Below are 22,540 nucleotides of genomic sequence, written 5' to 3' on the forward strand. Positions count from 1 at the left end.
TTCCTCCCCAGATCAAGACAATACTGCGTCGACGCACTGACAGCAACACGCGAATTACCATCCCTGCTCAGTAATGGTAGGATTAGACCATAAATCAATGCTATTGCTAACGAGAACTGTGGAATCACTTTTATGACTGATACCCCTATCCGCATTGCTACCCGCAAAAGCCCGCTGGCGATGTGGCAAGCAGAATTTGTAAAAGACGCGCTGGAAAAAGCCCACCCTGGCTTAGTGGTCGAATTGGTCCCGATGGTCACTAAAGGTGACATCATCCTAGACACACCGTTAGCGAAAGTGGGCGGTAAAGGCCTGTTCGTGAAAGAACTGGAAGTGGCGATGCTGGAAGGCCGCGCCGATATCGCGGTGCACTCAATGAAAGACGTGCCGGTCGAATTCCCGGAAGGACTGGGCCTGGTCACCATCTGTGAGCGTGAAGATCCGCGTGATGCCTTTGTGTCTAACCAGTATGAAAGTATTGAGCAGCTGCCAGCCGGTGCCGTAGTCGGTACGTCCAGCCTGCGTCGTCAGTGTCAGCTGCGTGCTCAGCGCCCTGATCTTATCGTGAAAGATTTGCGCGGTAACGTGAACACCCGTCTGAGCAAACTGGATAACGGCGAATACGATGCCATCATTCTGGCCTGTGCCGGCCTGATGCGTCTGAAGATGCACGATCGCATCCGCTGTGCCATTGCGCCTGAAACCAGCCTGCCGGCGGTCGGCCAAGGTGCGGTGGGCATTGAGTGCCGTTTGGATGACACCCGCGTACGTGGCCTGCTGGCCGCACTGAACCACGATGACACCGCAACCCGCGTGTTGTGTGAGCGTGCCATGAACAACCGCCTGCAAGGGGGCTGTCAGGTGCCAATCGGCAGCTATGCCGAACTGCAAGGCGATCAAATCTGGTTGCGTGCCCTGGTCGGCGAGCCTGACGGCAGCAAAATTGTGGCCGGTGAAATTCGCGGCGCGCAAGCCGATGCGGAAGCCTTGGGTGTCCAACTGGCCGATCAACTTCTGGCTGACGGTGCCAAGCAGATCCTTGATACGCTTTACGGCAACCATTAATGACCGTACTGATCACCCGCCCAGCCCCTGACGGCCCCGCGCTTGCTCAGCAGCTTAATGCTGCGGGGATCAGTGCCATTGCCCAGCCCCTGCTGCATATCCAGCCGGGGCATGAACTCACTTCCCTGCCGTCCCTTCTTGATGATCTAAAACCGAATGATTTTGTGATTGTGGTCAGTGCTCATGCAGCCGATCTCGCCCACAATTACTTATTGTCGGTAGGTGCCAGTTGGCCAAAAAACGTGCATTATATAGCCGTAGGCCATAAAACCGCCGCTACGATGAAAAGCCATACAGGACAAACGATTCACGCGCCGCAGACCCGTTGCGACAGTGAAGGCCTGCTCGACTTACCCGTACTGACTGATATACGCGGTAAACGGGGGGTGATCCTGCGTGGTAACGGGGGACGGGAGGTCATATATCAACACCTGCTACAACGCGGTGCCAAGGTACGCTATTGCGAAACCTACCGCCGTGAGTGGCTACCGCTTGATGGTCAGCTCCTTTGCCAGCAATGGCAACAAGCAGGCATGGATGCCCTGGTGGTTACCAGTGGTGAACAACTGGCGTTCTTGACCCAACTGGTCCCAGACAGCGCCAAGGCTTGGTTTCTTCAATGCCAGCTCTTCGTACCAAGCCAGCGAATCGCCGACCAAGCCACCCGGCTTGGTTATCGTTTAATTTCCAATGTGGGCAGTGCGGCCAATGGCCCGCTATTCACCACCCTAAGCAAGAAAGGCACAATGGGAAAATCGGATGACTGATAAAAAAACCAATAAAGATAACGCTGCGAACAACGCCCCTAACGCAGCGCAAGCCGCCTCAGCACCGGCGGCCAATAAAGGCAAAACGGACAAGCCAGCATCAAGCACCCCATCCGCTGCGCCTCAACAACCTCAAACGCCACCCGCTCAGGCTGAACAAAAAGGCAGTAAAACCGGTTTAGTGGCTATCGCCTTGGTGATCGCGCTGGGCGGCGGGCTGTACTACCACGGCCACCAGCAAAGCCTGGCGCAAAACGCACAAATGGCGGCAATGCAGAACGAAATCTCGTCTCTACAATCTTCTTTGCAAGCCGCTGTTAAAACCTCACAGCAAGAAACCCTGAAACAAGTCAATGGTGCCTTGCAGGAAGCGGAAGTTGCTCAAACGCAACAAGACAAATCCATCACCAGCCTGCAAATGGCACTGGCCGAAGTGAAAGGCCGCCGTCCAAATGACTGGCTGCTGGCAGAAGCGGATTACCTGGTGAAAATGGCCGGCCGCAAGCTGAACTTAGAACACGACACCGTGAGCGCCATCGTGTTGCTGGAATCGGCCGATCACCGCATTGCGGAGCTTAACGATCCGAGCCTGACCCCGCTTCGCCGCGCCATGCGTTCAGATATCACCACCTTAAAAGGCATTCCGCGTATTGACCGTGATGTCATCGTGCTGAGCCTAGATTCACTGCAAGAAAAGATTCCAACCCTGCCGCTGGCCAATGCCATCATTCCGGATGCACAAGCGGTCGAAAAAGCCGAAGTGTCGACCTCGGTGGATGACTGGAAAACCAACCTGATGACGTCACTGAAAAGCTTCAGTGAACACTTTGTCACGTACCGTACCCGTGACGGCAGCGTGATCCCACTGTTATCGCCAAAACAGGATTTCTACTTACAAGAAAACATCAAGTGGAAGCTGACCACAGCCATCACGGCGGTTTACCGCGAGCAGCAAGAAGTGTATAGCTCGTCGCTGACACTGGCCAAAGAGTGGGCTGAGCAGTTCTACAATATGGATGATCCGAAGGTGCAAGCCTTTATCACGACGCTCGACGAGCTGTCACAGCAAACCATTGATGTGGATTACCCGAACAAACTGAAATCGGCTGAGTTGCTTACCGATACCATCCGTGATCGCCTGCGTCAGCAAGTCACGCCACTGAACGCAGAGGAGAACCCAGCATGATCCGACTATTACTGCTGGTCGCCGCTCTGATCGCCGGTATTGTGGCCGGGCCGATGCTGGCGGGTAACCAAGGGTATGTCCTGATTTCTGCCGCTAACCAGACACTGGAAATGAGCCTGACCACACTTATCCTGCTGATTGTGGTGTTGTTCGGTGCCTTCTTCCTGCTGGAAACCCTGCTGAAATACCTGTTCTCCCTGAGCAGCAGCACCCGTGGCTGGTTCTCTGGCCGTAAAACCCGTAAAGCCCGCCAGCAAACCGCGAACGGTCTGATGAAGGTGATTGAAGGTGACTGGAAACAGGCTGAAAAATTGGTGGTGAAATCTGCCAAGCACAGCGATACCCCGGTACTGAACTACTTAGCGGCAGCAGAAGCGGCACAAGGGCTGGGCGATGCCAGCCAGCGTGACGAATACCTGAAGCTGGCGGCAGATATCGATGGCCAAAGCCTGGCTGTCGCACTCACCCGCGCTAAGCTGCAGTTCCGTCAGCAGCAATACGAGCAAGCGGTCGCGACCCTGCAAGACATTCAGCAAGATCACAGCCGCAACCCGGTACTGCTGGGCTTGCTGAAAGAGTGCTACATCAAGCTGGAAGACTGGAAACCACTGTTGGCGACCCTGCCACAGTTGGAGAAAGCCGGTGTTCTGAGCGCGGAAGAGTCTTTTGCGCTGGAGCTGAAAGCCGAGTGCGGCATCATGCACCACATGGCGAAACAACAAGGCACCGAAGGCCTGATGGGTTACTGGAACAGCCTGAGCCGCAAAGCCAAGCAACGTCCAGAGCTGATTGGCTGCTTTGTGCGCCTGATGAGCCAGCACCATGCCGATAACGAAGCCTACACCGTACTGCGTGATGCGCTGAAGAAGAACTCGGATGAAAGCCTGATTGCACTGGTACCGGCCCTGAATCTACCAGACAACCACCCTGCGATTGTTCGCCTGCAAGATCTGTTGCGTTATGACAGCAGCAACCCGAGCACCCACAGTGCACTGGGCCAGTTGTTCATGCGTGAAGGCAAGTGGGAAGAAGCGAAACAGCATCTGGAGAAGGCCATCGCCCTGCGTCCGAACGTGGTGGATTACGGTTACCTGATCGAAGTGATGGACAAACTGGACGACACCCAAGGCGCGGCGACCTTGTCGCGTGAAGCCTTAACACTGGCGTTACCAAGCAAGTCGTAACCGCTCGGTTCGAGCGCACAAAACGCCGGACAAAACCGTCACATTTCTTCATCAAAAAGCACCCTTCTGGGTGCTTTTTTATACCGTTTAAAAATACAGATATGAATAAGATCGAGTAAGTGTTTCCAAGTGTTAACAGCCGTTTCAGCTTGTATCCAAGCCATTGATAACAAAATGTAAACATCATTTAATAGGGCTTCTTCTTGCTCTACAAATGGATAACTAACTATGGATATGCTTCCTTGGTTAATCGTGTCTGGGATCATTGTTTCTGTGATCACCTGCCTAATGACGGCAGTCCTGATCAAAGAGTCTTAATCCCTGTATAAAAAAACCTCCAACTGGAGGTTTTTTTTATGGCTGAACACCCTGCTGATGCCACACGCTGCCCTTAACCGATTCAGGTCAATGCCAAGGCTTTTTTCACTTTACGCAGCACCTTCTCATAATGCTGCACAGCTTTGGCGGCTTTCTTCAGTGACTTCTGTTTTTTCTTCGCCGCTTTCTTCAGTTTCTTAAGCTTCTTGCGTGATGACTTGCTCAAAGAGGGGGACTCGGCCTCCTGCAACGGTAACGAGTCAGGGGCTTTCAGTGGGGTGATCACGGCTGGGACATCAGACACCGCAGACACGGGCGTCACAGGAGTTACTGGCGTGGTTGTCAGGGGCGTATCCGCAGGCTGGGCGTCGGTCACCGCTAACGCGGCCTGATGCACGGCCTGGGCAACCGGAGCCAATGACTCAGCATCATCCGCCACCACAGAAGAGCACGAAGAGGAAGCCGGCAAAGGGACTGCCGAGACCGCTGCCGGGCGTGAGAGCGCACACGGCTTGCACAGATAAGCTTTCTTGGCGGCTACCCGCGCACAACTGCTGCACATGTAATTTGGCACACTGACAATCTGGCTGATTGTCGCAAACTGATCGGCCAATTCGACCCGCCGATATTTACACAATGACTTCGCCATCGGCCTGTACTCCTGCTTGCCGCCCCGGCGTCATACACCGAGGCGTCGTTTGATCATCTCACAGGATAATATCGCTCCGCTGCGAGAAGCGCTACTTCATCGCGGCGTTCACGTACACATCAAAGCGGTTTTTCTTGGTTTCAATCACCGTCGACGGGGTCTTATCCGCCAAACATTCCGCGTAATCCGGGCGCTTCACCACCACGCGTTTGGTGGCCAATTGCAGCGCCGGCGCCAACAGGGCATCCGCATCATGATCCGCACCGACCAAGGTCTGGAACACGCGCATTTCTTTTTTCACCAATGCCGATTTTTTCTTGTGCGGGTACATCGGATCCAAATACACCACATCCGGTGCCACAAAGTCCGGATCCGCCGCCAGTTGATCCAACGCATCGTGACTCGACGCATGCAACAGGCTCATGCGCTCGCTGATCCAGCTACCGATTTCCGGGTCCGCTTTCGCGCGGGTCAGGCCATCATCCAGTAGTGCGGCCACAACAGGGTGACGCTCCACCATTTGTACCTTACAGCCTAGTGACGCTAACACAAACGCATCACGCCCCAGACCCGCCGTCCCGTCCACCACGGTTGGAGAGACGCCGCCTTTTAAGCCAACCGCTTTGGCAATCGCCTGACCCCGGCCGCCACCGAACTTACGGCGGTGTGCCGCTGCGCCGCTCACCAAATCCACATACACTGCCCCCAGCTTTGGTTCATCACGCTTATGCAGTTCTAATCGCTCGTCGGTCAAAACCAGCGCGAACAGGCTATCAGGATCATGCTGCAGTCCCCAGCGCGCGGCCAGTTGATCAAGCACAGGTTGGCGTTCAGGGTTGTCACAAATAAGGGCTAGTTGCACAGGGCTCTCCAATTCATACAGGCTCCTGCTGACGCAGAAGATGGTGGCGGATTATACCACCTCTTGCCGCTCGCTCAATTGAGCAACCAGCGCGTCCAGCGGTTGCGGGCGACCAAACAGGTACCCTTGCGCATAATCGACCCCAATGGTTTCCAAACGCGCCAGGATCGCTTCGTCTTCGACAAATTCGGCCACCGTCTGCTTGCCCATTTTCTTCGCCAGTTCGTTGATGGCTTTGACCATGGCAAAATCCATCTCATCGTTGGCAATATCACGCACAAACATGCCATCAATTTTAATGATGTCGACCGGCATGCGCTTGAGATAACCAAACGAGGACAGGCCCGAACCGAAATCATCCAGCGAAATACGACAACCCAGCTCCCGCAACTGCCCAAACAGGCGAATCGCTTCACTCAGGTTGCTGATCGCGGCGGTTTCGGTAATTTCCAGACACAGTTTATGGGTCGGTAATCCCGACTGGCTGATCTGCGCCAGCAGGAACTGGACAAAGTCTTTGTCCCCCATCGACTGTCCCGACAGGTTAATGGCACACATGTCTAACGCGGCCACGGCCTCCGGATGGGCACGTAACCAGGCCACCACTTCCGTCACCACATAACGGTCAATCCGATGGGCTAAATTATAGCGCTCTGCCGCCGGCATAAAGAGCGCCGGGGAGATCATGTCGCCATTCTCATGACGGATACGCACCAGAATTTCATAATGCTGACGATCCGCCCCGCTGATCAGCGGCGAGATCTGCTGGGCATAAATTTCCAACCGGCGGTCTGCCAGCGCGCGACGAATAAGGCTCACGCACTCCATCTCAAGTTCCCGGCGACGTAACTCTTCATCATCAGGATGATAGACATGCAAGCGGTTACGGCCTTCATCTTTGGCCGCATAACAGGCGGTATCGGCCTGGGCATGCACCTGCTGGGCCGAGCCGGCGGTGTCATCAATCATCCGCAAGCCAATCGATGCGCTGAGACTAAAACGGGTGTTCTGCCAGTAAAACTCGGTCGCTTCCAAGGCCTTCAGCACCTTTTGCCCCAAGGCTTCCGCCTGCGCCAACGTACAATGGAACAAAATCACGGCAAATTCATCACCGCCTAAACGAGCTAAGGTCGCCTGACGCGGCGTCATGTCCTGCTGCAACAGATCCTGTAACAACAGCGCCACCTGCTTGAGGGCCTCATCACCCGCTTCATGGCCGGCGGTATCGTTAATGATCTTAAACTGGTCAAGGTCGATATAGCACATCGCATGCTGCGCCCCCTGCTCACGCGAGGTCTGCAATGCCTTGTCCAACTGCTGCTCAAAATGGCTGCGATTGTGTAAATCGGTCAAATCATCATGGCAGGCCTGATAAGCCAGACGGGCTTCCAATTCGTACGTGGCGGTAATGTCTTCCCCCACCACCATGAGCTGGCGGTGCTGGCCCTGACGAATGGCTTCGCGGATCCACACCTGACGGCCATCGGCACAACAGTAACGCAATTGGCGACGCCACACGCGCTGACTGGCATCGTCCGTCGCCCCCGACACACACTGCTGCGGCAACATATCTTCATCGGCATAAAAGCTGGTGATCTTATGGCCCAGTAACTCGCGTTTGCTGTAACCGAGCAGATCGGCGGCAAACTGATTGACCGACTGGATCCGCGCCTGACTGTCGACGGTCATCAACATCACCGGTTGCTGCTCGTACAGCAAACGGTAGCTGATCTCACGCTCACGCAGGGTCTCTTCCATCTGGTGACGGGAGGTCACATCACGGGCTTCAAACAAAAACTGGGCCCCGCCAACCTCTGCCGCCGGCAGACGTTTGATCCCCACATCCAGCATGCGCAGGCCGTCATCATGACTCTGGATTTCCAACGCTAACCGCATCGGTTGATCAGATGTCACCGACGCAAAGGCCTGACTCAATGCCACCACCGCGTGGGTGTTCCAGCAATACCAGCGCCACAGCGGCCGGTCGTATTTCAACACCGACTGACCCACTAATTCTTGCAACGCCAGATTACCTGATACCAACTGGCCATCCGCATCCAAAATACCGATGAACTGGAAGCTTTGATCAAAGACCCCTTCAAACAGGGCATGACTTTGTTGCAGTTGCTGCTCCCCTTTGCGCAGGCGACGGATCACCAGCATGAGCATCACAATGACGCCGCCCATGATGCCGGAGGCCAGTCCCAGCACTTTCAGCTCGCGCTGATAACGTTGGAACCACGGCAACAACGGGGAAATTTGCGTGGCAGGGCGTTCAAGGTGAGAGATATCTAACTGCCAGCGGGTCAGCATCGGCGTGCTGAACATCGCCTTGCCGGTGGAATGGATATAACTCGGGAAACGGGTGATCTCGCCGTTGAGCAAACGTGTCAGCACTTGGCCGGCAGTAAACCCCTTGTCATAGCCACTGGTCATCACGCCGCCGACCGCGCCGTCTTCCAACATGTAATTGAACGAGGCATACACCGGCGCATTGGCCTTCGACGTCAGCTTGGCCAGGAACTCGCCACTTTCGAGAAACGCACCGTCACTGTCGTGATAGTAGGAGATAAAAATGATGGCACTGTTTGCCGGCACCTCGGCCATTTGCGCAAAGATATCGGCAAAGCGCCCCTGGTCAATGCGGATCACTTCAACCGATGGCGGCTGACTGGCCAAATGCTCCGCCACCCCCGTCCACAGCGCCTGGCCGGTGGTAGTGTGATCGGCAATGATATAAATGCGTTCTAACGCCGGCTGCAGCGACTGCGCCAACGCAATATTGTCGGACGGATCGGTTTGCTCAAGCAGACCAATCACGTTGTTCAGACGGGCATGTTGTGACGGATGGTAGTCATTCACCCCGACAAAGATCACCGGCGTGTCTTCAAGGGTATCCGCCAGCTCATTGAGCAACCACAGGGCATGGTTATCGACCGCGACAATACTCTTAAAACACTCCGTCTTGAGCTTGGCACGGTAGATTTCTGTCAATGCCTGCAAATAGGTCAGTGACTGGTAACGCTTGGTGTCCATGTAGTTCACATGGAGATCGATCTCAGCTTGACCGATGCCCTGCACCAACCCGGTTTGCAGGGAATCGGCCCAGTGCATACCACGGTGATAGGAATGCAGAACCAAGGCGTCATGGCACTCACTGGCGGCCTCGGCCTGTGGCGCAGCACTGAGCCACCCTGCCACCAAAAGAGAAAGAAAAAACCGCACGCCGCCACCTTGATCCTGTCTGAAATACACCACTCCGGTTGATGACACCGCTGATTTCCTCCGCCAGTGCGATCACTGGAGCAGCGAAGCCCATGATTTTGTTTTAATATAACCGGGAGCGACGCAGTATAAGCCACTATAAAATCAACATAAACAAAGGATTGCATCAACTGTGAACACACCAATCCGAATCGACGATTTAGATCGCGAGATCCTCAACACCCTGATGAACGATGCGCGTACCCCGTACGCCGAAATGGCCAAGCGCTTCAATGTCAGTCCGGCCACGGTCCATGTCCGGGTGGAAAAAATGCGTGCCGCCAATATCATCACCGGCACTGAAGTGGTGGTGAACCCGAAACTGCTCGGCTACGACGTGTGCTGCTTTATCGGTATTAACCTCAATGCCGCGCGTGACTACCATTCGGCACTGGCCAAACTCAATGCGCTGGATGAAGTGGTGGAGGCCTACTACACCACCGGGGCATACAACATCTTCGTCAAACTGATGTGTAAATCGATTGAAGAGCTGCAATATGTGCTGATCGACAAGCTGCAGGCAATTGATGAAGTGCAATCCACCGAGACCCTGATCTCGCTGCAAAACCCGATCAACCGCAATGTCAAACCCTAACAATGTCAGCCAGCGCAACACATCCAGCAGACACAAAAAAGCCGATGTCACCAAGTAACATCGGCTTTTTGATGAACGGTCATACCCGCAGAATTAGTCGCGCTTCGCGTCTTCTGCCAACCACTCCGCCACGACTTTGGCAAAGTACGTCAGTACGCCATCAGCACCCGCGCGCTTGAAGCACAACAGGGATTCCATGATGGTTTCACGCTCTTTCAGCCAACCGTTTTGGATCGCTGCCATGTGCATCGCATATTCGCCAGACACCTGGTACGCAAAGGTCGGTACCTGTAGCTCGGTCTTCACGCGACGTACCACATCCAGGTACGGCATGCCCGGCTTCACCATCACCATGTCCGCGCCTTCATTGATGTCCATCGCCACTTCGTGCAAGGCTTCATCGCTGTTCGCCGGATCCATCTGGTAGGTTTTCTTGTCGCCGCCTTTCAGGTTCGACGCTGAGCCGACTGCATCACGGAACGGACCGTAGTAGTTCGATGCGTACTTCGCGGAATACGCCATGATTTGGGTATGGATATGACCCGCTTCTTCCAGTGCTTCACGGATCGCGCCAATACGGCCATCCATCATGTCAGACGGTGCCACCACATCCACACCGGCTTCTGCATGAGACAGCGCCTGCTTGATCAAGACGTCAGTGGTGATGTCGTTCACCACGTAGCCGTCTTCGTCGATGATGCCGTCCTGACCGTGTACCGTGTACGGATCTAACGCCACATCCGTGATCACGCCCAATTCAGGCACGGCCGCTTTCAGTGCACGCACCGCACGCTGCACCAAACCGTTTGGGTTGTACGCTTCTTCCGCGTTCACGGTTTTCACGTCTTGCGAGACTACCGGGAACAGGGCAATCGCCGGAATACCCAGTTTGGCCAGATACGCCGCTTCTTCTAGCAATAAATCCACCGACAAACGTTCGATGCCCGGCATTGAGTCAACCGTTTCACGACGGTTTTCCCCTTCCAGAATAAACATCGGGTAGATCAGATCGTTCACTGAGATCTGATTTTCAGCCATCAAACGACGGCTAAAGTCATGTTTACGCATGCGACGCATACGACGAGCCGGAAACGCGCCCTGAATAGAAACAGACACTGGATACTCCTTAGTTGGCATTAATCGCTTTTGTACCGATCATACCACTCCCGTTACAGCGCAGGCGATCCGATTTGAAAAAAAGCCTGCGTGGTGGTGTAAGACGCACGGACCACCGCTTCTGCGGTTTGGCCCCGGCACAGCGCGATCTCGCTGGCAATGTGTGGCAGGTACTGCGGCTCGTTACGGCTCAATTTTGGCTTCGGACGCAGATTACGCGGCAACAGGTACGGGCAATCGGTCTCAATCATTAAACGGTCATCCGGAATAAGCCCGACAATCTCACGCAAATCCAGCCCCCGGCGCTCGTCACACACCCAACCGGTAATACCGATATGCAGATCCAGCGCCAGACAATCACGCAGCTCCGCTTCACTGCCGGTAAAACAGTGCAGCACTGCCGCCGGCAACTTATCACGCCACGGCGCGAGGATCGCCATGAAACGTTCGTGGGCATCGCGGCAATGCATAAACACCGGCAGGTTTAACTCGGCGGCTAACGCCAGTTGCGCCTCAAACACCGCTTCTTGCTGCGGACGAGGCGAGAAATCACGGTTGAAGTCGAGCCCACACTCCCCGATCGCCACCACCTCCGGGTGGGCCGCCAACGCGCGAATGGCTGGCAGGGTCAAATCGTCCACCGATTTGGCATCATGCGGGTGCACGCCGGCCGTGCTATAGCAATAACCCGGCCATTGCTGGGCCATCGCGAAGGCTTGTTGGCTTTCTTCAATGCTGGTGCCGGTCAGGATCATGCCGTGTACCCCGGCAGTTTGCGCCCGTTCAATCACCGCCTCGCGGTCACGGTCAAAACGGTTGTTGGTGAGGTTAACCCCGATATCAATCATAGTGTGGCCTTATGGTCAGTCCATTCGTCTGACGCACACAGTAATCAACGTCGGGGCATTTGGCTAGCCCTGCCACGCCGCATAACACGGGCGTGGCAGGTTATTGAGAAAAGTGAAGCTAGGTTGAGGAAAAGAGACGAAAGCCGTGCGATGTTAGCCTTTGTAGATCTTCGGGTTAAACACATCGCGCAGCCAGTCACCCAGCAGGTTGATCACCAGCACCAAGGCCACCAGCACCAAGCCCGGGAACGCGGTGATCCACCAAGAGCCGGAAAAGATGTAGTTAAAGCCGATGCTGATCAGTGAGCCGAGCGACGGCTGATCCACTGGCAGTCCCAAGCCAAGGAACGACAACGCCGCTTCCGACATAATGGCGTTGGCCACCTGCACGGTCGAAATCACCAAAATCGGCGACAAACAGTTCGGCAGAATATGACGGAACATGATGCGCGGCGCTTTAAAGCCCATCACCCGTGCCGCTTCCACGTACTCTTTTTTCTTCTCGGCCAGTACCGAGGCACGCACGGTACGGGCATACTGCGGCCACTCCGCCACCCCGATGATCACCACCAGCATCACCACCGCATACTGGGCAAACATTTCAGCCCCCAGCGCGGTACGGAAAATGGCGGAGACAATAATCGCCACCATCATGGTCGAGAACGACAACTGTACATCGGCAAAGCGCATCAGGAAGCTGTCGATACGGCCACCAAAATAGCCCGCACTCAGACCAATCACCACGCCCAAAAACAGCTGCAAGCTGACCGCCAGCAAACCGATGGTCAGCGACAGGCGCGAGCCATACAAAATGGTCGAGAAGATATCGCGCCCCTGATCGTCGGTACCGAGCAAGAAGCGGCTGTCACCGTCTTCCATCCACGACGGCGGCAGCTCTGCATCCATGATATCAATGGTCGATAAGTCATACGGGTTGGTCGGTGCCAGTGCCGGGGCAAACACCGCGCTGAGCACAAACACCATAAACACCGCAAAGCTGGTCATCGCCACTTTGTCTTTCAAAAAGTAATAGAGAAAATCCGATTGTTTGAAACGCGCCCAACGGCTCGGGGCTGTCATTGTGTTGTCCATGCCTTACTCTCCCTTGCCCGTCAGGTTCACCGTCGGGTTCACCAAGCCATACAGCAGATCCACCACCGTATTGGTGACCACAAACACCAGTCCGACAAAAATCACGTACGCCGTGATCAGTGGTGTGTCGACGCGGTTAATCGCTTCCAGGAACAAAAAACCGGTGCCCGGCCACTGGAAGACGGTTTCGGTCAAAATGGTGTAGGCCACCATGGTGCCGATCTGCACCCCACCCACAGTCAGTACCGGCAACAGGGTATTTTTCAGCGCATGCTGGTAATAGATTTTGTTCATCGCCAGCCCTTTGGCTTTGGCGAACTTGATGTACTCCGAGCTCAGCACTTCGAGCATTTCCGCCCGCACTAAGCGAATGAACAACGGCAGCATGATCGACGCCAGCGCAATGCACGGCAGCACTAAGTGGCGCAACCCGTCGACGGTGAAATACCCCGACTCCCAGCCCAGCACGTTGGCGGTTTCTCCTCGCCCGTAGGACGGCAGCCAACCCAACTCGATGGAGAACACATACATCAGCATAATGGCGGTCAGAAACACCGGAATGGAAATACCGATGCTGCTCAGTGCCATCACGGTTTTGGTAAAGAAACTGTGCGGGTGAATGGCGGAATAGACCCCGAGCGGGATCGACACCAGCACAATGATCAGACTGGCGCCAAACACCAGCTCTAAGGTTGCCACCAGCTTATCGAGGATCACCTCGGTGGCCGGTCGCTTGAAGAAATACGAGGTACCCAAATCCCCTTGCAGCGCATTGGCCACAAAGCGTTGGTATTTTGTGATGAACGGATCATTTAAGCCCAACTCATCGCGAAGTGCCTGACGTTCAGCTTCTGATACCGACTGCCCCACCAGCTCGCGCAGTGGATCACCCAGGTTATCCTGAATGGCAAACGCCACCAGACTGATCACAAACATCACTATCAGTGCCTGAAACAGGCGCTTGACCAGAAACGTAAACATTCCCTGCCCCTTTTATGCATCCTTAGCGTGGGCCAGACGGCTGACTCTCACCGTCTGGCCCACCGTTTTTGCCTTTAGTCCACGACCAGATCGCCAAAGTATGGCATCACCATCGGGTTCACGATCTCTGCGGCATGGACGTTAGATTTCGCACCCCATGCTTCACTCTGCCAGTGCAGTGGCACAAACGCAGCGTCGTCATACAGAATACGTTCAACGTCTTTCAGCATTTGCGCGCGCTTGGCCGGATCGGTTTCCTTGTTCGACAGCTCCACCAACTCATCCACTTTCGGGTTGGAGTAGTAGCCACAGTTGTACTGGCCTTTACCGGTCTTCGCATCACGGGTCATGGTCAGGAACTCACTCAGGTTAGCCGAGTCTTCCGTATCGGAGTGCCAGCCAATCATCAGCATGTCAGCGGCACACAGATCAAACTCCGGCCAGTACTGCGCTTTTGGCAGGGTTTTCAGATCCACTTTGATGCCGATTTTCGACAACATGGCCGCCGTTGCCTGTGCCACTTTGGCATCGTTCACGTAACGGTTGTTCGGCGCCAGCATGGTCAGCTTAAAGCCGTCCTCGTAGCCCGCTTCTTTCATCAACTGCTTGGCTTTTTTCACGTCATAACGCGGCACTAACGCTTCGTCATAGCCGGCATAGCCTTCTGGGCCTTGCTGGCCCGCCGTCGTGGCAAAGCCTTTCATGATTTTCTTCACGATGCCGTCGTTATTCACCGCATGCACGATGGCCTGACGCACGCGCACATCTTTCAACGCTTCATTGGATTTCTGGTTCATCTGGAAAGTGATCAAACGGGTGCCCGGCAGGGTCACCAAATCAATCCCTTTGGCATCCTGAACACGTTTGTGGTCATTCGGCGCCACCGGGTGGATCATGTCCACGCCACCCGACAACAGGGCCGCCACACGGGTGGCGTTTTCTTTGATTGGTACCAAAGTCAGCTTGTCGACGTTGCCTTTGGAGTCTTTGTCCCAGTAGTTGTCAAAGCGCTCAAATTCCACTTTCACGCCCTGCTCACGATCGGTCACCACGAACGGGCCTGTGCCGGAAATATGCGTAGACGCGTAAGAGTTGCCGTGTTTGACCAACTCGGCCTTGTCTTTGCCGTCTTCGGTTTTGCCGGTGTAGAACTTGCTGTCCATCGGGAAGATGTAGGTCGCAGTCTGCAGCACCAGCGGGTACGGATATTTAGAGATCAGCTCAACCGTGTAATCGTCCACTTTCTTCAGTTCAGAATACGGTTCAAAAATGGCTTTGAAGTCCGGGGATGATTTCAAACGGTTGAACGTCCACACCACGTCATCGGCGGTCATTGGGTTGCCGGAGTGGAATGTCACCCCTTTGCGCAGGGTAAAGCGGTACGTCGTTTCATCGACACGCTCCCAGCTTGACGCCAAACGCGGTTCAAACTCCAGTTTTTGGGTATAACGCACCAGCGGATCCATCACCATGTGTGACAGTTGCAGGGTGCCCCCGGACAGTTGCTCATGGGGATCAAGCGACACCGGATCGGCATCGTACGCGACTTTAATTTCCGCAGCGGCGGCACCAAAGCTCAAGCCAACAGCCATCATGGCTATCGCCAATTGGGTCTTGAGGGTTTTCATGTTGCATAGCTCCTTTATGCGGGGAGAGAACTCCCTAGCGGTTGTGTTTGCTTATTGTTGTTATGTGCCTGCCGCGCACCGTGGCCCGGCAGGCAAAATCGTGGATTAAGCTAACTTCAGTCCTTGCTGACTCATGCCTTTGAATTCGGGCATCAGGGAAATGAGTTGCTGGCTGTAGGCATGACGCGGCGCGGTAAACAACTGCTCGGTCTGGGCCACTTCCAGCAAGGTGCCGTGCTGCATTACGCCAATGCGATCACACATCTGGCGGATCACCGGCAGGTCGTGGCTGATAAACAGCATGGTCAGGTTCAGCTCGTCTTGCAGATCTTTGAGCAAGTTGAGGATTTGCGCCTGCACAGACACATCGAGCGCCGAGGTCGGCTCGTCACAAATCAACAAGCGCGGGCGGGTCGCCAAGGCACGGGCAATCGAAATACGCTGGCGCTGACCACCGGAAAACTCGTGCGGGTACTTCAGGCCGGCAGCCGTGCCCAGGCCAACGTGGTTGAGCAAGTCATTCACGATCTGGCGGGTCTGGCTTTCGCTGTCGGTCAGACGGTGAAAACGGATAGGCTCAGCGATAATGTCCGCCACCTTCATGCGCGGGTTCATCGAGGTATACGGGTTCTGGAACACCATCTGCATCTGGCGACGCAACGGACGGCGCTTGGCTTCACTCTTAAGGGCAGTCAGATCGATGCCTTCAAACACCACGCGTCCGGAATTGGGCGGATACAGGCCAGCAATGACACGCGCAATGGTGGATTTTCCCGAGCCGGACTCGCCCACCAGCCCGAAGGTTTCCCCTTCGTGGATCTCAAAGCTGACATTGTTAGACGCCTGCACGTATTCACGGCGGCTTTCAAAAAACGAATCTTTGGTGATAAAACGCAGGTTGACGTTTTCCACCTGCAATAACGCCCCGCTGTAGCTACGCTGATCTTCGCTTTGCCCCAGCCAGTGGGTTTTCACATCCAACGATGACGTCACTTCAGCCGATTCGATGTAGCTGACGAGCGGAAAGCGTTTGAGCTTGATGTCGGAGCGCGGCACCGCCGAGATCAGGCTCTGGGTGTACGGGTGATTCGGACGGCAGAGCACCTGCTCGGTCGTACCCAGTTCCACCAAATCGCCCCGGTACATCACCGCCACGCGATCGGTCACATTGGCGACCACGCCCATGTCATGGGTGACCAGCATACAGCCGACATTTTTCTGCTGACACAAATCGCGGATCAGGGTCAGGATTTGATCCTGAATAGACACATCGAGCGCGGTGGTCGGTTCATCCGCAATGATCAGATCCGGCTCACCAGCCAGTGCAATGGCAATCACCACCCGCTGGCGCATCCCGCCGGAAAACTGATGCGGGTATTGCTTGATGCGGACTTCTGGCTGTGGGATCCCTACCTGCTTCATCAGTGTCAGCGCGCGCTCAACGGCTTCTTCTTTGCTGACATGCAGATTCGTGATGATGGTTTCGGTCAGCTGGTGCTCGACCGTAAACAACGGATTGAGGGACGTCATCGGGTCTTGAAAGATAAACCCAATCTTGGAACCACGGACGGCGCGCATTTTTTCCGGCGACAAGCCAGAGATCAGGGCGCCATCGAGGTACACCTCGCCGCTGGCCACATGTCCCGGCGGGCTGAGCAGATCGATGATCCCATTGCCCACGGTGGATTTACCGGCACCGGATTCCCCAACCACGCCGACGATTTCGCCCCGTTCAATGGTAAACGAGAGTGATTTCACTGCCGCATGGTTCCCGTGACGAGACGGGTATTCAATACGTAAGTTTTTTACTTCCAATAAAGCCATGACCAGACCCCAACTACGTGGCAGCATCCTGCCCTGTCTGAAAAACGAATCCATTCAATCAGCATATCGCGCTGGATATTTGCTGAAGGCATAACCTGCCAAAGATTTCACAAAAAATCAACAAACCACAGATAAAAACTGTCGCTTTGCATATAAACAGAATAATTAGTCACACGTTATCCGCTGACTCTCATGATATGGAAGATCGCACAATAAGCACCTTGTGGTGTTATCGCGGCATGAGGCAGTGAATAACGCTAGGAAAGTGGTTATATGTTATTACTTAAAAATGCCACACTTGCATAAACACGCAAAGTAAGAATATTGAAAGTTAACAACTTTAAAACAACGCACTGCTTTTTCCTGTTTTTCACCACACATATGGGGAATTAGTGACAAAGCACACACATTACGACTGCGAGATTTTATTTTTGCGGAGGATTGCACTTTACTTTTGTGCAAAAAAACGACGGATCTGATGTTGCCCAACAAAAATAGCGGCCAGTAACACAGCTATAGCGTGCAACATATGACATTCTCTCTCTGTTAGCATCTCACCAGCACAAAGCACCAACTCACGAAAGACACACAGAGAAAAATACGAACCAGACATAACCGGTAACTATCGCCAAAGGGGATACACGGCCCCAAAAATCAGAAAGATCATCAGAAAAGAAAAAAGAACGGCATGCACAGCCAACCGGCTCGCAGAAGAGAAAGGTGACACGAACAGTCAGTTGAGACTTTCGCTGTCAGAATGGAAGATCAGAAAAAACGCGTCATTTTGACACGGACGGTCAGTCGAGGCTTGCGTTATCGAAACGACAGATATGAAAAAAGCCCCAGTCTTTCGTCGGGGACGCCCAGTCTGGGGCTTCTAAGCATGATCGGTGAAGTGCGGGTCGATACGAGAGGGCTTCTACCGGGGCGATCTTCTGTACCCAGACCTCTGGTTTCACTACGATTGAAATGCAAAAAAGCCTCGTCATTTCTGACGAGGCTTTCGAATGGTGGTCGGTGAAGAGGGATTCGAACCCCCGACCCTCTGGTCCCAAACCAGATGCGCTACCAAACTGCGCTATTCACCGACGTTGCTTCAGCGTACTGAAGACTTGAATAATGGGGTGGCTAACGGGATTCGAACCCGCGACAACTGGAATCACAATCCAGGACTCTACCAACTGAGCTATAGCCACCATTGTAAGTGGTCGGTGAAGAGGGATTCGAACCCCCGACCCTCTGGTCCCAAACCAGATGCGCTACCAAACTGCGCTATTCACCGACTTAATTCTGTTGAGGTCTTTCACCTCTGACTACTGATGATAGCATCAATACTCTTTAATATGGGGTGGCTAACGGGATTCGAACCCGCGACAACCGGAATCACAATCCGGGACTCTACCAACTGAGCTATAGCCACCATTGTTTCTTTTGCCAATATTTCCTTTGCTTCCGGAATGGCGCACCCGAAAGGATTCGAACCTTCGACCTTTGGCTCCGGAGGCCAACGCTCTATCCAACTGAGCTACGGGCGCATACCCTATCGGCGGAGGTGAATATTACGGATCAGGCCCCCTCTCGTAAAGTGTTTTTTTTGAATTTTTTTTCGTTCGCTGCAAATGTAAGCAAATAACTATTGATTCGTATCATACAAATACAGCCATCAGGTTTATCACGGCCTCAACAGTGGGTATACTTACTAAGATTTTACAATTTAAACACTATCTCAATAATCACAGCCTTGTTGCAACAGTTCAATCATAACAAGCAGCAAGTTTTCTGTGGCACGCACACAATTTTCTGGAAGTGTAAGGTGAGCTCAATGGAATTATCTCTTCGACAACTCATGATTGCAGCGGTCACCAGCCTCACGCTGGCTGGCACTGCCATCGCTGCCGATATGTCGGATGCCGCAATCGCAGAACGTATCAAGCCGGTCGGTGCGGTGTACCTGGAAGGTGACGCCCCTGCCGCGCCTGTGGTTGCCGCTGGGCCGCGCAGTGGAGATGCCGTCTATGGCACTTTCTGTGCGGCCTGTCATGGTACCGGTGTGATGGGTGCGCCGAAAAAGGGCGTCGCCGGTGACTGGGATGCACGGCTTGCCAAAGGTAACGAAACGTTGGCCAGCAACGCCATCAACGGCTTTAACGCCATGCCCGCCAAGGGCTCCTGTATGGACTGTAGCGATGATGAAATCATTGCCGCCATTAATCACATGATTGAAGGGCTGTAAGCGCATACGGTCCACGAGAGGCGCAACCGTCACACGGCGGACACAGCCTCATCCGCACAAAAAAGGGTTGATCCACGATCAACCCTTTTTGTTTGTCTATTTCCGCATATTACGCACACTCAGCTTCAACACGCTCAGTACCGCACTACTTCTTGAACATGGCACGGATATTGGCAATGTGCGCCTGGCCTTTTTGCATCCGCTCCTGCGCGGTGACCGGCTTTCTGTCGGTTTCCCATTCCAAATCGTCCTGCGGCAATTCGTACAAGAAGCGGCTCGGCTCCGGCTTAATCAACTCCCCATACTGGCGGCGCTCTTTACACAGGGTAAAGGTCAGCTCTTTCTGGGCACGGGTGATCCCGACATACATCAAGCGGCGCTCTTCCTCGACATTCTCTTCATCAATGCTGGTTTGGTGCGGCAAAATGCCCTCTTCACTGCCAATCAGATAGACATATGGGAATTCCAAGCCTTTAGAGGCGTGCAGGGTCATTAACTGCACCTGATCCGCATCATCGTCATCTTCGCCACGCTCCATCATGTCACGCAGGGTCAAACGCTGTACCACTTCTTTCAGGGTCTTCACTTCCTGATCGTAGTTATCGCCTTCTAAATCAGCCGTGATCCAGCTGTAGAGATCTGACACGTTCTTCATGCGCATCTCAGCCGCTTTCGGGCTGGCTGAGGTCTCATACAACCAGTCTTCGTAATGGATATCACGGATCAACTGACGTACCGCCGCGACGGTATCGCCACGCTCAGCATTATCGGCCAGCTCCACCACCCAGCGGGTAAAGCGCTGCAAGGCTTCCAGACCACGGCCTGACAGGTGCTGCTCCAGCCCCAATTCAAAGCTGGCGGCAAACAGGCTCTTACCACGCATGTTGGCGTACGTCCCCAGCTTCTCCAGCGTCACCGGGCCGATTTCTCGGCGTGGGGTGTTCACAATGCGTAGGAAAGCATTGTCATCGTCCTGGTTGGTCAACAGGCGCAGATACGCCATGATGTCTTTGATTTCCACCCGCGAGAAGAACGAGGTACCCCCGGAAATTTTGTACGGAATGCGGTTTTGCATCAGGGCTTTTTCAAACAAGCGTGACTGATGGTTACCGCGATACAAGATGGCGTAATCCTTGTATTGGGTATTGTTCATGAAGCGATGGGCGATCAGTTCACCGACCACTTTCTCCGCTTCATGCTCTTCATTTTTGGCCGTGATCACCTTCAGCATTTCGCCGTCTGGGATCTCAGAAAACAGCGCTTTTTCAAACAGGTGCGGGTTATTGGCGATCAGGATGTTCGCCGTGCGCAAAATACGGCTGGTCGAGCGGTAATTCTGCTCAAGCTTAATCACACGCAGATTGGGGAAGTCTTTGTTCAACAAGGCCAAGTTCTCTGGCTGCGCCCCACGCCAGGAGTAAATCGACTGGTCATCATCCCCTACCACGGTAAAGCGGGAACGCTCACCCACCAGCAGTTTCACAAAGATATACTGGCTGGTGTTGGTATCTTGATATTCATCCACCAGCAGGTAGCGGATCTTGTTCTGCCAGCGCTCGCGCACCTCTTGGTTATCACGCAGCAACAGCACCGGCATCAGGATCAAATCATCGAAATCCAGCGCGTTATAGGCCTTCATCTGACGCTGATACAACTCATAGCAATGGGCAAACAGCTGATCACGCTCGCTGCTGGCATGCGCCATCGCATCGGCCGGCCCCACCATGTCGTTCTTCCAGTTGGAAATACTCGACAGCAGCATCTTGAGCAGATCTTTATCGCCCTCGAGCTCGTCTTCGGTCAGCTCTTTAAGAAGCGCCATCTGATCTTGATCGTCAAACAGCGAAAAACTGGCTTTCAGCCCCAGATGTTTGTACTCACGACGGATGATATTGAGCCCTAAGGTGTGGAAGGTAGAGACCATCAACCCCTTAGCTTCTTGCTTGCCCAATGTCTGGCCCACACGCTCTTTCATCTCACGCGCGGCTTTGTTGGTGAACGTCAGCGCCGCGATGTGGCGCGCCTTGTAGTCACACTGCTGAACCAAGTAAGCAATTTTGTTGGTGATCACTCGCGTCTTGCCCGAGCCGGCGCCGGCAAGGACGAGACAAGGGCCCGCGATATATTTTACCGCTTCGTTTTGCCTTGGGTTCAGTTTCATGCGCGTATCCTGTGTTGTTCTGGGGGGCTGCAGCCGCATTGTAGCGGGTTATTCCGCGTTGTCTATGTAACACACACAAGACAGAAATAAGCCTTTGAAGCATAAATGCCTTGCACTCATATCTGGACACCTTAGAATAATGAATGAACGTTCATTCACATTTTACTGTACCTGTTATGAGTGACAAAAAGACACGTATTTTGGAAGCCACCGAAAAGCTGCTTTCACAGTACGGATTTCACGGCATTTCCATGCAAATGGTCGCCAAAGAGGCGGGCGTGGCGGCGGGCACGATTTACCGCTATTTCGATGACAAAAATGATCTGTTGCACCAGTTGCATCATCACATTTTGTCGTACGTAGCGGAAAAACTCAGCCAAAACGTCTCCGATGACATGCCGTTGAAATGTCGGTTCCGCACGATGTGGCTCAACCTGTGGGAAATGGCCACACAAGACGGAGCACCGCTGCTCACGCGCGGGCAATTTGAAAACCTGCCGCGCAGTGACTCCCCGGAACAACAACAACTAGAAAAACAACTTTTCGCCAAGGTTGATCGCTTATTTGACGAAGGCAAGGCCCAAGGTCTGTTCAAGCCGTTAGATAACGACATCCTGAGCGTGTTAAGCCTAGAGCCAAGCGCCTGCTTAGCTCGAAAGCATGCTAACGGTATCTGTACAGTCACCGATGACGCCTTAGAGGCGGCCATTGAGGCCTGTTGGGACGCCATTCTTCAGCATTAACAATTATAAATACGGAGCATACCC

The 22,540-nt window shown here is 54.0% G+C and carries 18 protein-coding genes and 5 tRNA genes; 7 read left to right on the forward strand and 16 right to left on the reverse strand.

Annotated features, from left to right (window positions below; genetic code table 11):
• The first annotated feature begins 132 nt into the window (after window positions 1-132).
• Genes hemC through ABT58_RS08185 form a run of 4 tightly spaced genes read left to right on the forward strand, consistent with a single transcriptional unit; the run spans window position 133 to window position 4,202 of the window.
• A complete protein-coding gene (gene hemC / locus ABT58_RS08170; protein ID WP_047873909.1) occupies window positions 133-1,065 on the forward strand; it encodes a hydroxymethylbilane synthase in 933 nt (310 codons plus the stop codon).
• Window positions 1,065-1,832, forward strand: coding sequence for a uroporphyrinogen-III synthase (locus ABT58_RS08175; protein ID WP_047873910.1), 768 nt, complete (start codon window positions 1,065-1,067; stop codon window positions 1,830-1,832). The genes hemC and ABT58_RS08175 overlap by 1 nt, the downstream gene beginning before the upstream one ends.
• On the forward strand, window positions 1,825-3,018 hold the full coding sequence (locus tag ABT58_RS08180; protein WP_047873911.1) for a uroporphyrinogen-III C-methyltransferase: 1,194 nt from the start codon (window positions 1,825-1,827) through the stop codon (window positions 3,016-3,018). Before ABT58_RS08175 ends, ABT58_RS08180 begins: the two co-directional genes overlap by 8 nt.
• On the forward strand, window positions 3,015-4,202 hold the full coding sequence (locus tag ABT58_RS08185) for a heme biosynthesis protein HemY (protein ID WP_047873912.1): 1,188 nt from the start codon (window positions 3,015-3,017) through the stop codon (window positions 4,200-4,202). Before ABT58_RS08180 ends, ABT58_RS08185 begins: the two co-directional genes overlap by 4 nt.
• A 38-nt stretch (window positions 4,203-4,240) precedes the next feature.
• Here ABT58_RS08185 and ABT58_RS08190 read toward each other — a convergent pair whose 3' ends face one another.
• The 4 genes from ABT58_RS08190 to ABT58_RS08205 all read right to left on the reverse strand — a co-directional run bounded on the left by ABT58_RS08190 (window position 4,241) and on the right by ABT58_RS08205 (window position 9,304).
• A complete protein-coding gene (locus tag ABT58_RS08190; protein WP_146147316.1) occupies window positions 4,241-4,468 on the reverse strand; it encodes a hypothetical protein in 228 nt (75 codons plus the stop codon).
• 134 nt (window positions 4,469-4,602) lie between these two features.
• Window positions 4,603-5,169, reverse strand: coding sequence for a hypothetical protein (locus tag ABT58_RS08195; protein WP_047873914.1), 567 nt, complete (start codon window positions 5,167-5,169; stop codon window positions 4,603-4,605).
• Between the two features lie 91 nt (window positions 5,170-5,260).
• Window positions 5,261-6,031 (reverse strand): class I SAM-dependent methyltransferase, encoded by a 771-nt coding sequence (locus ABT58_RS08200; protein WP_047873915.1) that lies wholly within the window; start codon window positions 6,029-6,031, stop codon window positions 5,261-5,263.
• Between the two features lie 51 nt (window positions 6,032-6,082).
• Complete coding sequence (locus ABT58_RS08205) at window positions 6,083-9,304, reverse strand: EAL domain-containing protein (protein WP_229821783.1); 3,222 nt, start codon at window positions 9,302-9,304, stop codon at window positions 6,083-6,085.
• Window positions 9,305-9,428: 124 nt separating this feature from the next.
• Here ABT58_RS08205 and asnC point away from each other — a divergent pair, with 124 nt between their 5' ends.
• Window positions 9,429-9,890 carry a transcriptional regulator AsnC gene (asnC, locus tag ABT58_RS08210; protein WP_082211024.1) on the forward strand — a complete coding sequence of 154 codons (462 nt, stop codon included), beginning with the start codon at window positions 9,429-9,431 and terminating at the stop codon, window positions 9,888-9,890.
• Between the two features lie 93 nt (window positions 9,891-9,983).
• Here the strand turns inward: asnC and hemB are convergent, their stop codons facing one another.
• The 11 genes from hemB to ABT58_RS08265 form a co-directional block, all read right to left on the reverse strand.
• Entirely contained in the window at window positions 9,984-11,006 is a 1,023-nt protein-coding gene (gene hemB / locus ABT58_RS08215; RefSeq protein WP_047873916.1) for a porphobilinogen synthase, read from the reverse strand.
• A gap of 53 nt (window positions 11,007-11,059) precedes the next feature.
• Window positions 11,060-11,854 (reverse strand): 3'-5' ssDNA/RNA exonuclease TatD, encoded by a 795-nt coding sequence (gene tatD, locus ABT58_RS08220; protein WP_047873917.1) that lies wholly within the window; start codon window positions 11,852-11,854, stop codon window positions 11,060-11,062.
• Window positions 11,855-12,007: 153 nt separating this feature from the next.
• The gene (locus tag ABT58_RS08225; protein WP_047873918.1) at window positions 12,008-12,946 is read right to left on the reverse strand and encodes an ABC transporter permease; all 939 of its coding nucleotides are present in this window, start codon (window positions 12,944-12,946) and stop codon (window positions 12,008-12,010) included.
• Between the two features lie 3 nt (window positions 12,947-12,949).
• A complete protein-coding gene (locus ABT58_RS08230; RefSeq protein ID WP_047873919.1) occupies window positions 12,950-13,927 on the reverse strand; it encodes an ABC transporter permease in 978 nt (325 codons plus the stop codon).
• 74 nt (window positions 13,928-14,001) lie between these two features.
• Entirely contained in the window at window positions 14,002-15,555 is a 1,554-nt protein-coding gene (locus tag ABT58_RS08235; RefSeq protein ID WP_047873920.1) for an ABC transporter substrate-binding protein, read from the reverse strand.
• Window positions 15,556-15,660: 105 nt separating this feature from the next.
• On the reverse strand, window positions 15,661-17,379 hold the full coding sequence (locus ABT58_RS08240; protein WP_047873935.1) for a dipeptide ABC transporter ATP-binding protein: 1,719 nt from the start codon (window positions 17,377-17,379) through the stop codon (window positions 15,661-15,663).
• A 1,011-nt stretch (window positions 17,380-18,390) separates the two neighbouring features.
• Window positions 18,391-18,467 (reverse strand) — tRNA-Pro (locus ABT58_RS08245).
• A 32-nt stretch (window positions 18,468-18,499) separates the two neighbouring features.
• Window positions 18,500-18,575: transfer RNA gene (locus ABT58_RS08250), tRNA-His, on the reverse strand.
• A gap of 9 nt (window positions 18,576-18,584) precedes the next feature.
• Window positions 18,585-18,661: transfer RNA gene (locus ABT58_RS08255), tRNA-Pro, on the reverse strand.
• Window positions 18,662-18,723: 62 nt separating this feature from the next.
• Window positions 18,724-18,799 (reverse strand) — tRNA-His (locus tag ABT58_RS08260).
• A gap of 38 nt (window positions 18,800-18,837) precedes the next feature.
• Window positions 18,838-18,914: transfer RNA gene (locus tag ABT58_RS08265), tRNA-Arg, on the reverse strand.
• Between the two features lie 287 nt (window positions 18,915-19,201).
• On the opposite strand from ABT58_RS08265, the gene ABT58_RS08270 reads away from it, so the two are divergent.
• The gene (locus ABT58_RS08270; protein WP_047873921.1) at window positions 19,202-19,612 is read left to right on the forward strand and encodes a c-type cytochrome; all 411 of its coding nucleotides are present in this window, start codon (window positions 19,202-19,204) and stop codon (window positions 19,610-19,612) included.
• A gap of 145 nt (window positions 19,613-19,757) precedes the next feature.
• Here the strand turns inward: ABT58_RS08270 and rep are convergent, their stop codons facing one another.
• Entirely contained in the window at window positions 19,758-21,773 is a 2,016-nt protein-coding gene (rep, locus tag ABT58_RS08275) for a DNA helicase Rep (RefSeq protein WP_047873922.1), read from the reverse strand.
• Between the two features lie 176 nt (window positions 21,774-21,949).
• Between rep and ABT58_RS08280 the strand changes: the two genes are divergently transcribed.
• Entirely contained in the window at window positions 21,950-22,516 is a 567-nt protein-coding gene (locus ABT58_RS08280; protein ID WP_047873923.1) for a TetR/AcrR family transcriptional regulator, read from the forward strand.
• Window positions 22,517-22,540: the final 24 nt, after the last annotated feature.

The sequence above is a fragment of the Photobacterium aphoticum genome, from assembly GCF_001029435.1.
In the GTDB taxonomy this organism is placed as follows: domain Bacteria; phylum Pseudomonadota; class Gammaproteobacteria; order Enterobacterales; family Vibrionaceae; genus Photobacterium; species Photobacterium aphoticum.

Excerpts from the sequence above, each read along its gene's own strand:
- ABT58_RS08235 (WP_047873920.1), bottom strand. The coding sequence starts at position 15,555 with ATGAAAACCCTCAAGACCCAATTGGCGATAGCCATGATGGCTGTTGGC.
- ABT58_RS08225 (WP_047873918.1), bottom strand. The coding sequence starts at position 12,946 with ATGGACAACACAATGACAGCCCCGAGCCGTTGGGCGCGTTTCAAACAA.
- ABT58_RS08270 (WP_047873921.1), top strand. The coding sequence starts at position 19,202 with ATGGAATTATCTCTTCGACAACTCATGATTGCAGCGGTCACCAGCCTC.
- ABT58_RS08195 (WP_047873914.1), bottom strand. The coding sequence starts at position 5,169 with ATGGCGAAGTCATTGTGTAAATATCGGCGGGTCGAATTGGCCGATCAG.
- hemC (WP_047873909.1), top strand. The coding sequence starts at position 133 with ATGACTGATACCCCTATCCGCATTGCTACCCGCAAAAGCCCGCTGGCG.
- ABT58_RS08240 (WP_047873935.1), bottom strand. The coding sequence starts at position 17,379 with ATGGCTTTATTGGAAGTAAAAAACTTACGTATTGAATACCCGTCTCGT.
- tatD (WP_047873917.1), bottom strand. The coding sequence starts at position 11,854 with ATGATTGATATCGGGGTTAACCTCACCAACAACCGTTTTGACCGTGAC.
- ABT58_RS08185 (WP_047873912.1), top strand. The coding sequence starts at position 3,015 with ATGATCCGACTATTACTGCTGGTCGCCGCTCTGATCGCCGGTATTGTG.
- rep (WP_047873922.1), bottom strand. The coding sequence starts at position 21,773 with ATGAAACTGAACCCAAGGCAAAACGAAGCGGTAAAATATATCGCGGGC.
- ABT58_RS08175 (WP_047873910.1), top strand. The coding sequence starts at position 1,065 with ATGACCGTACTGATCACCCGCCCAGCCCCTGACGGCCCCGCGCTTGCT.
- ABT58_RS08280 (WP_047873923.1), top strand. The coding sequence starts at position 21,950 with ATGAGTGACAAAAAGACACGTATTTTGGAAGCCACCGAAAAGCTGCTT.
- ABT58_RS08190 (WP_146147316.1), bottom strand. The coding sequence starts at position 4,468 with ATGATCCCAGACACGATTAACCAAGGAAGCATATCCATAGTTAGTTAT.
- ABT58_RS08180 (WP_047873911.1), top strand. The coding sequence starts at position 1,825 with ATGACTGATAAAAAAACCAATAAAGATAACGCTGCGAACAACGCCCCT.
- ABT58_RS08230 (WP_047873919.1), bottom strand. The coding sequence starts at position 13,927 with ATGTTTACGTTTCTGGTCAAGCGCCTGTTTCAGGCACTGATAGTGATG.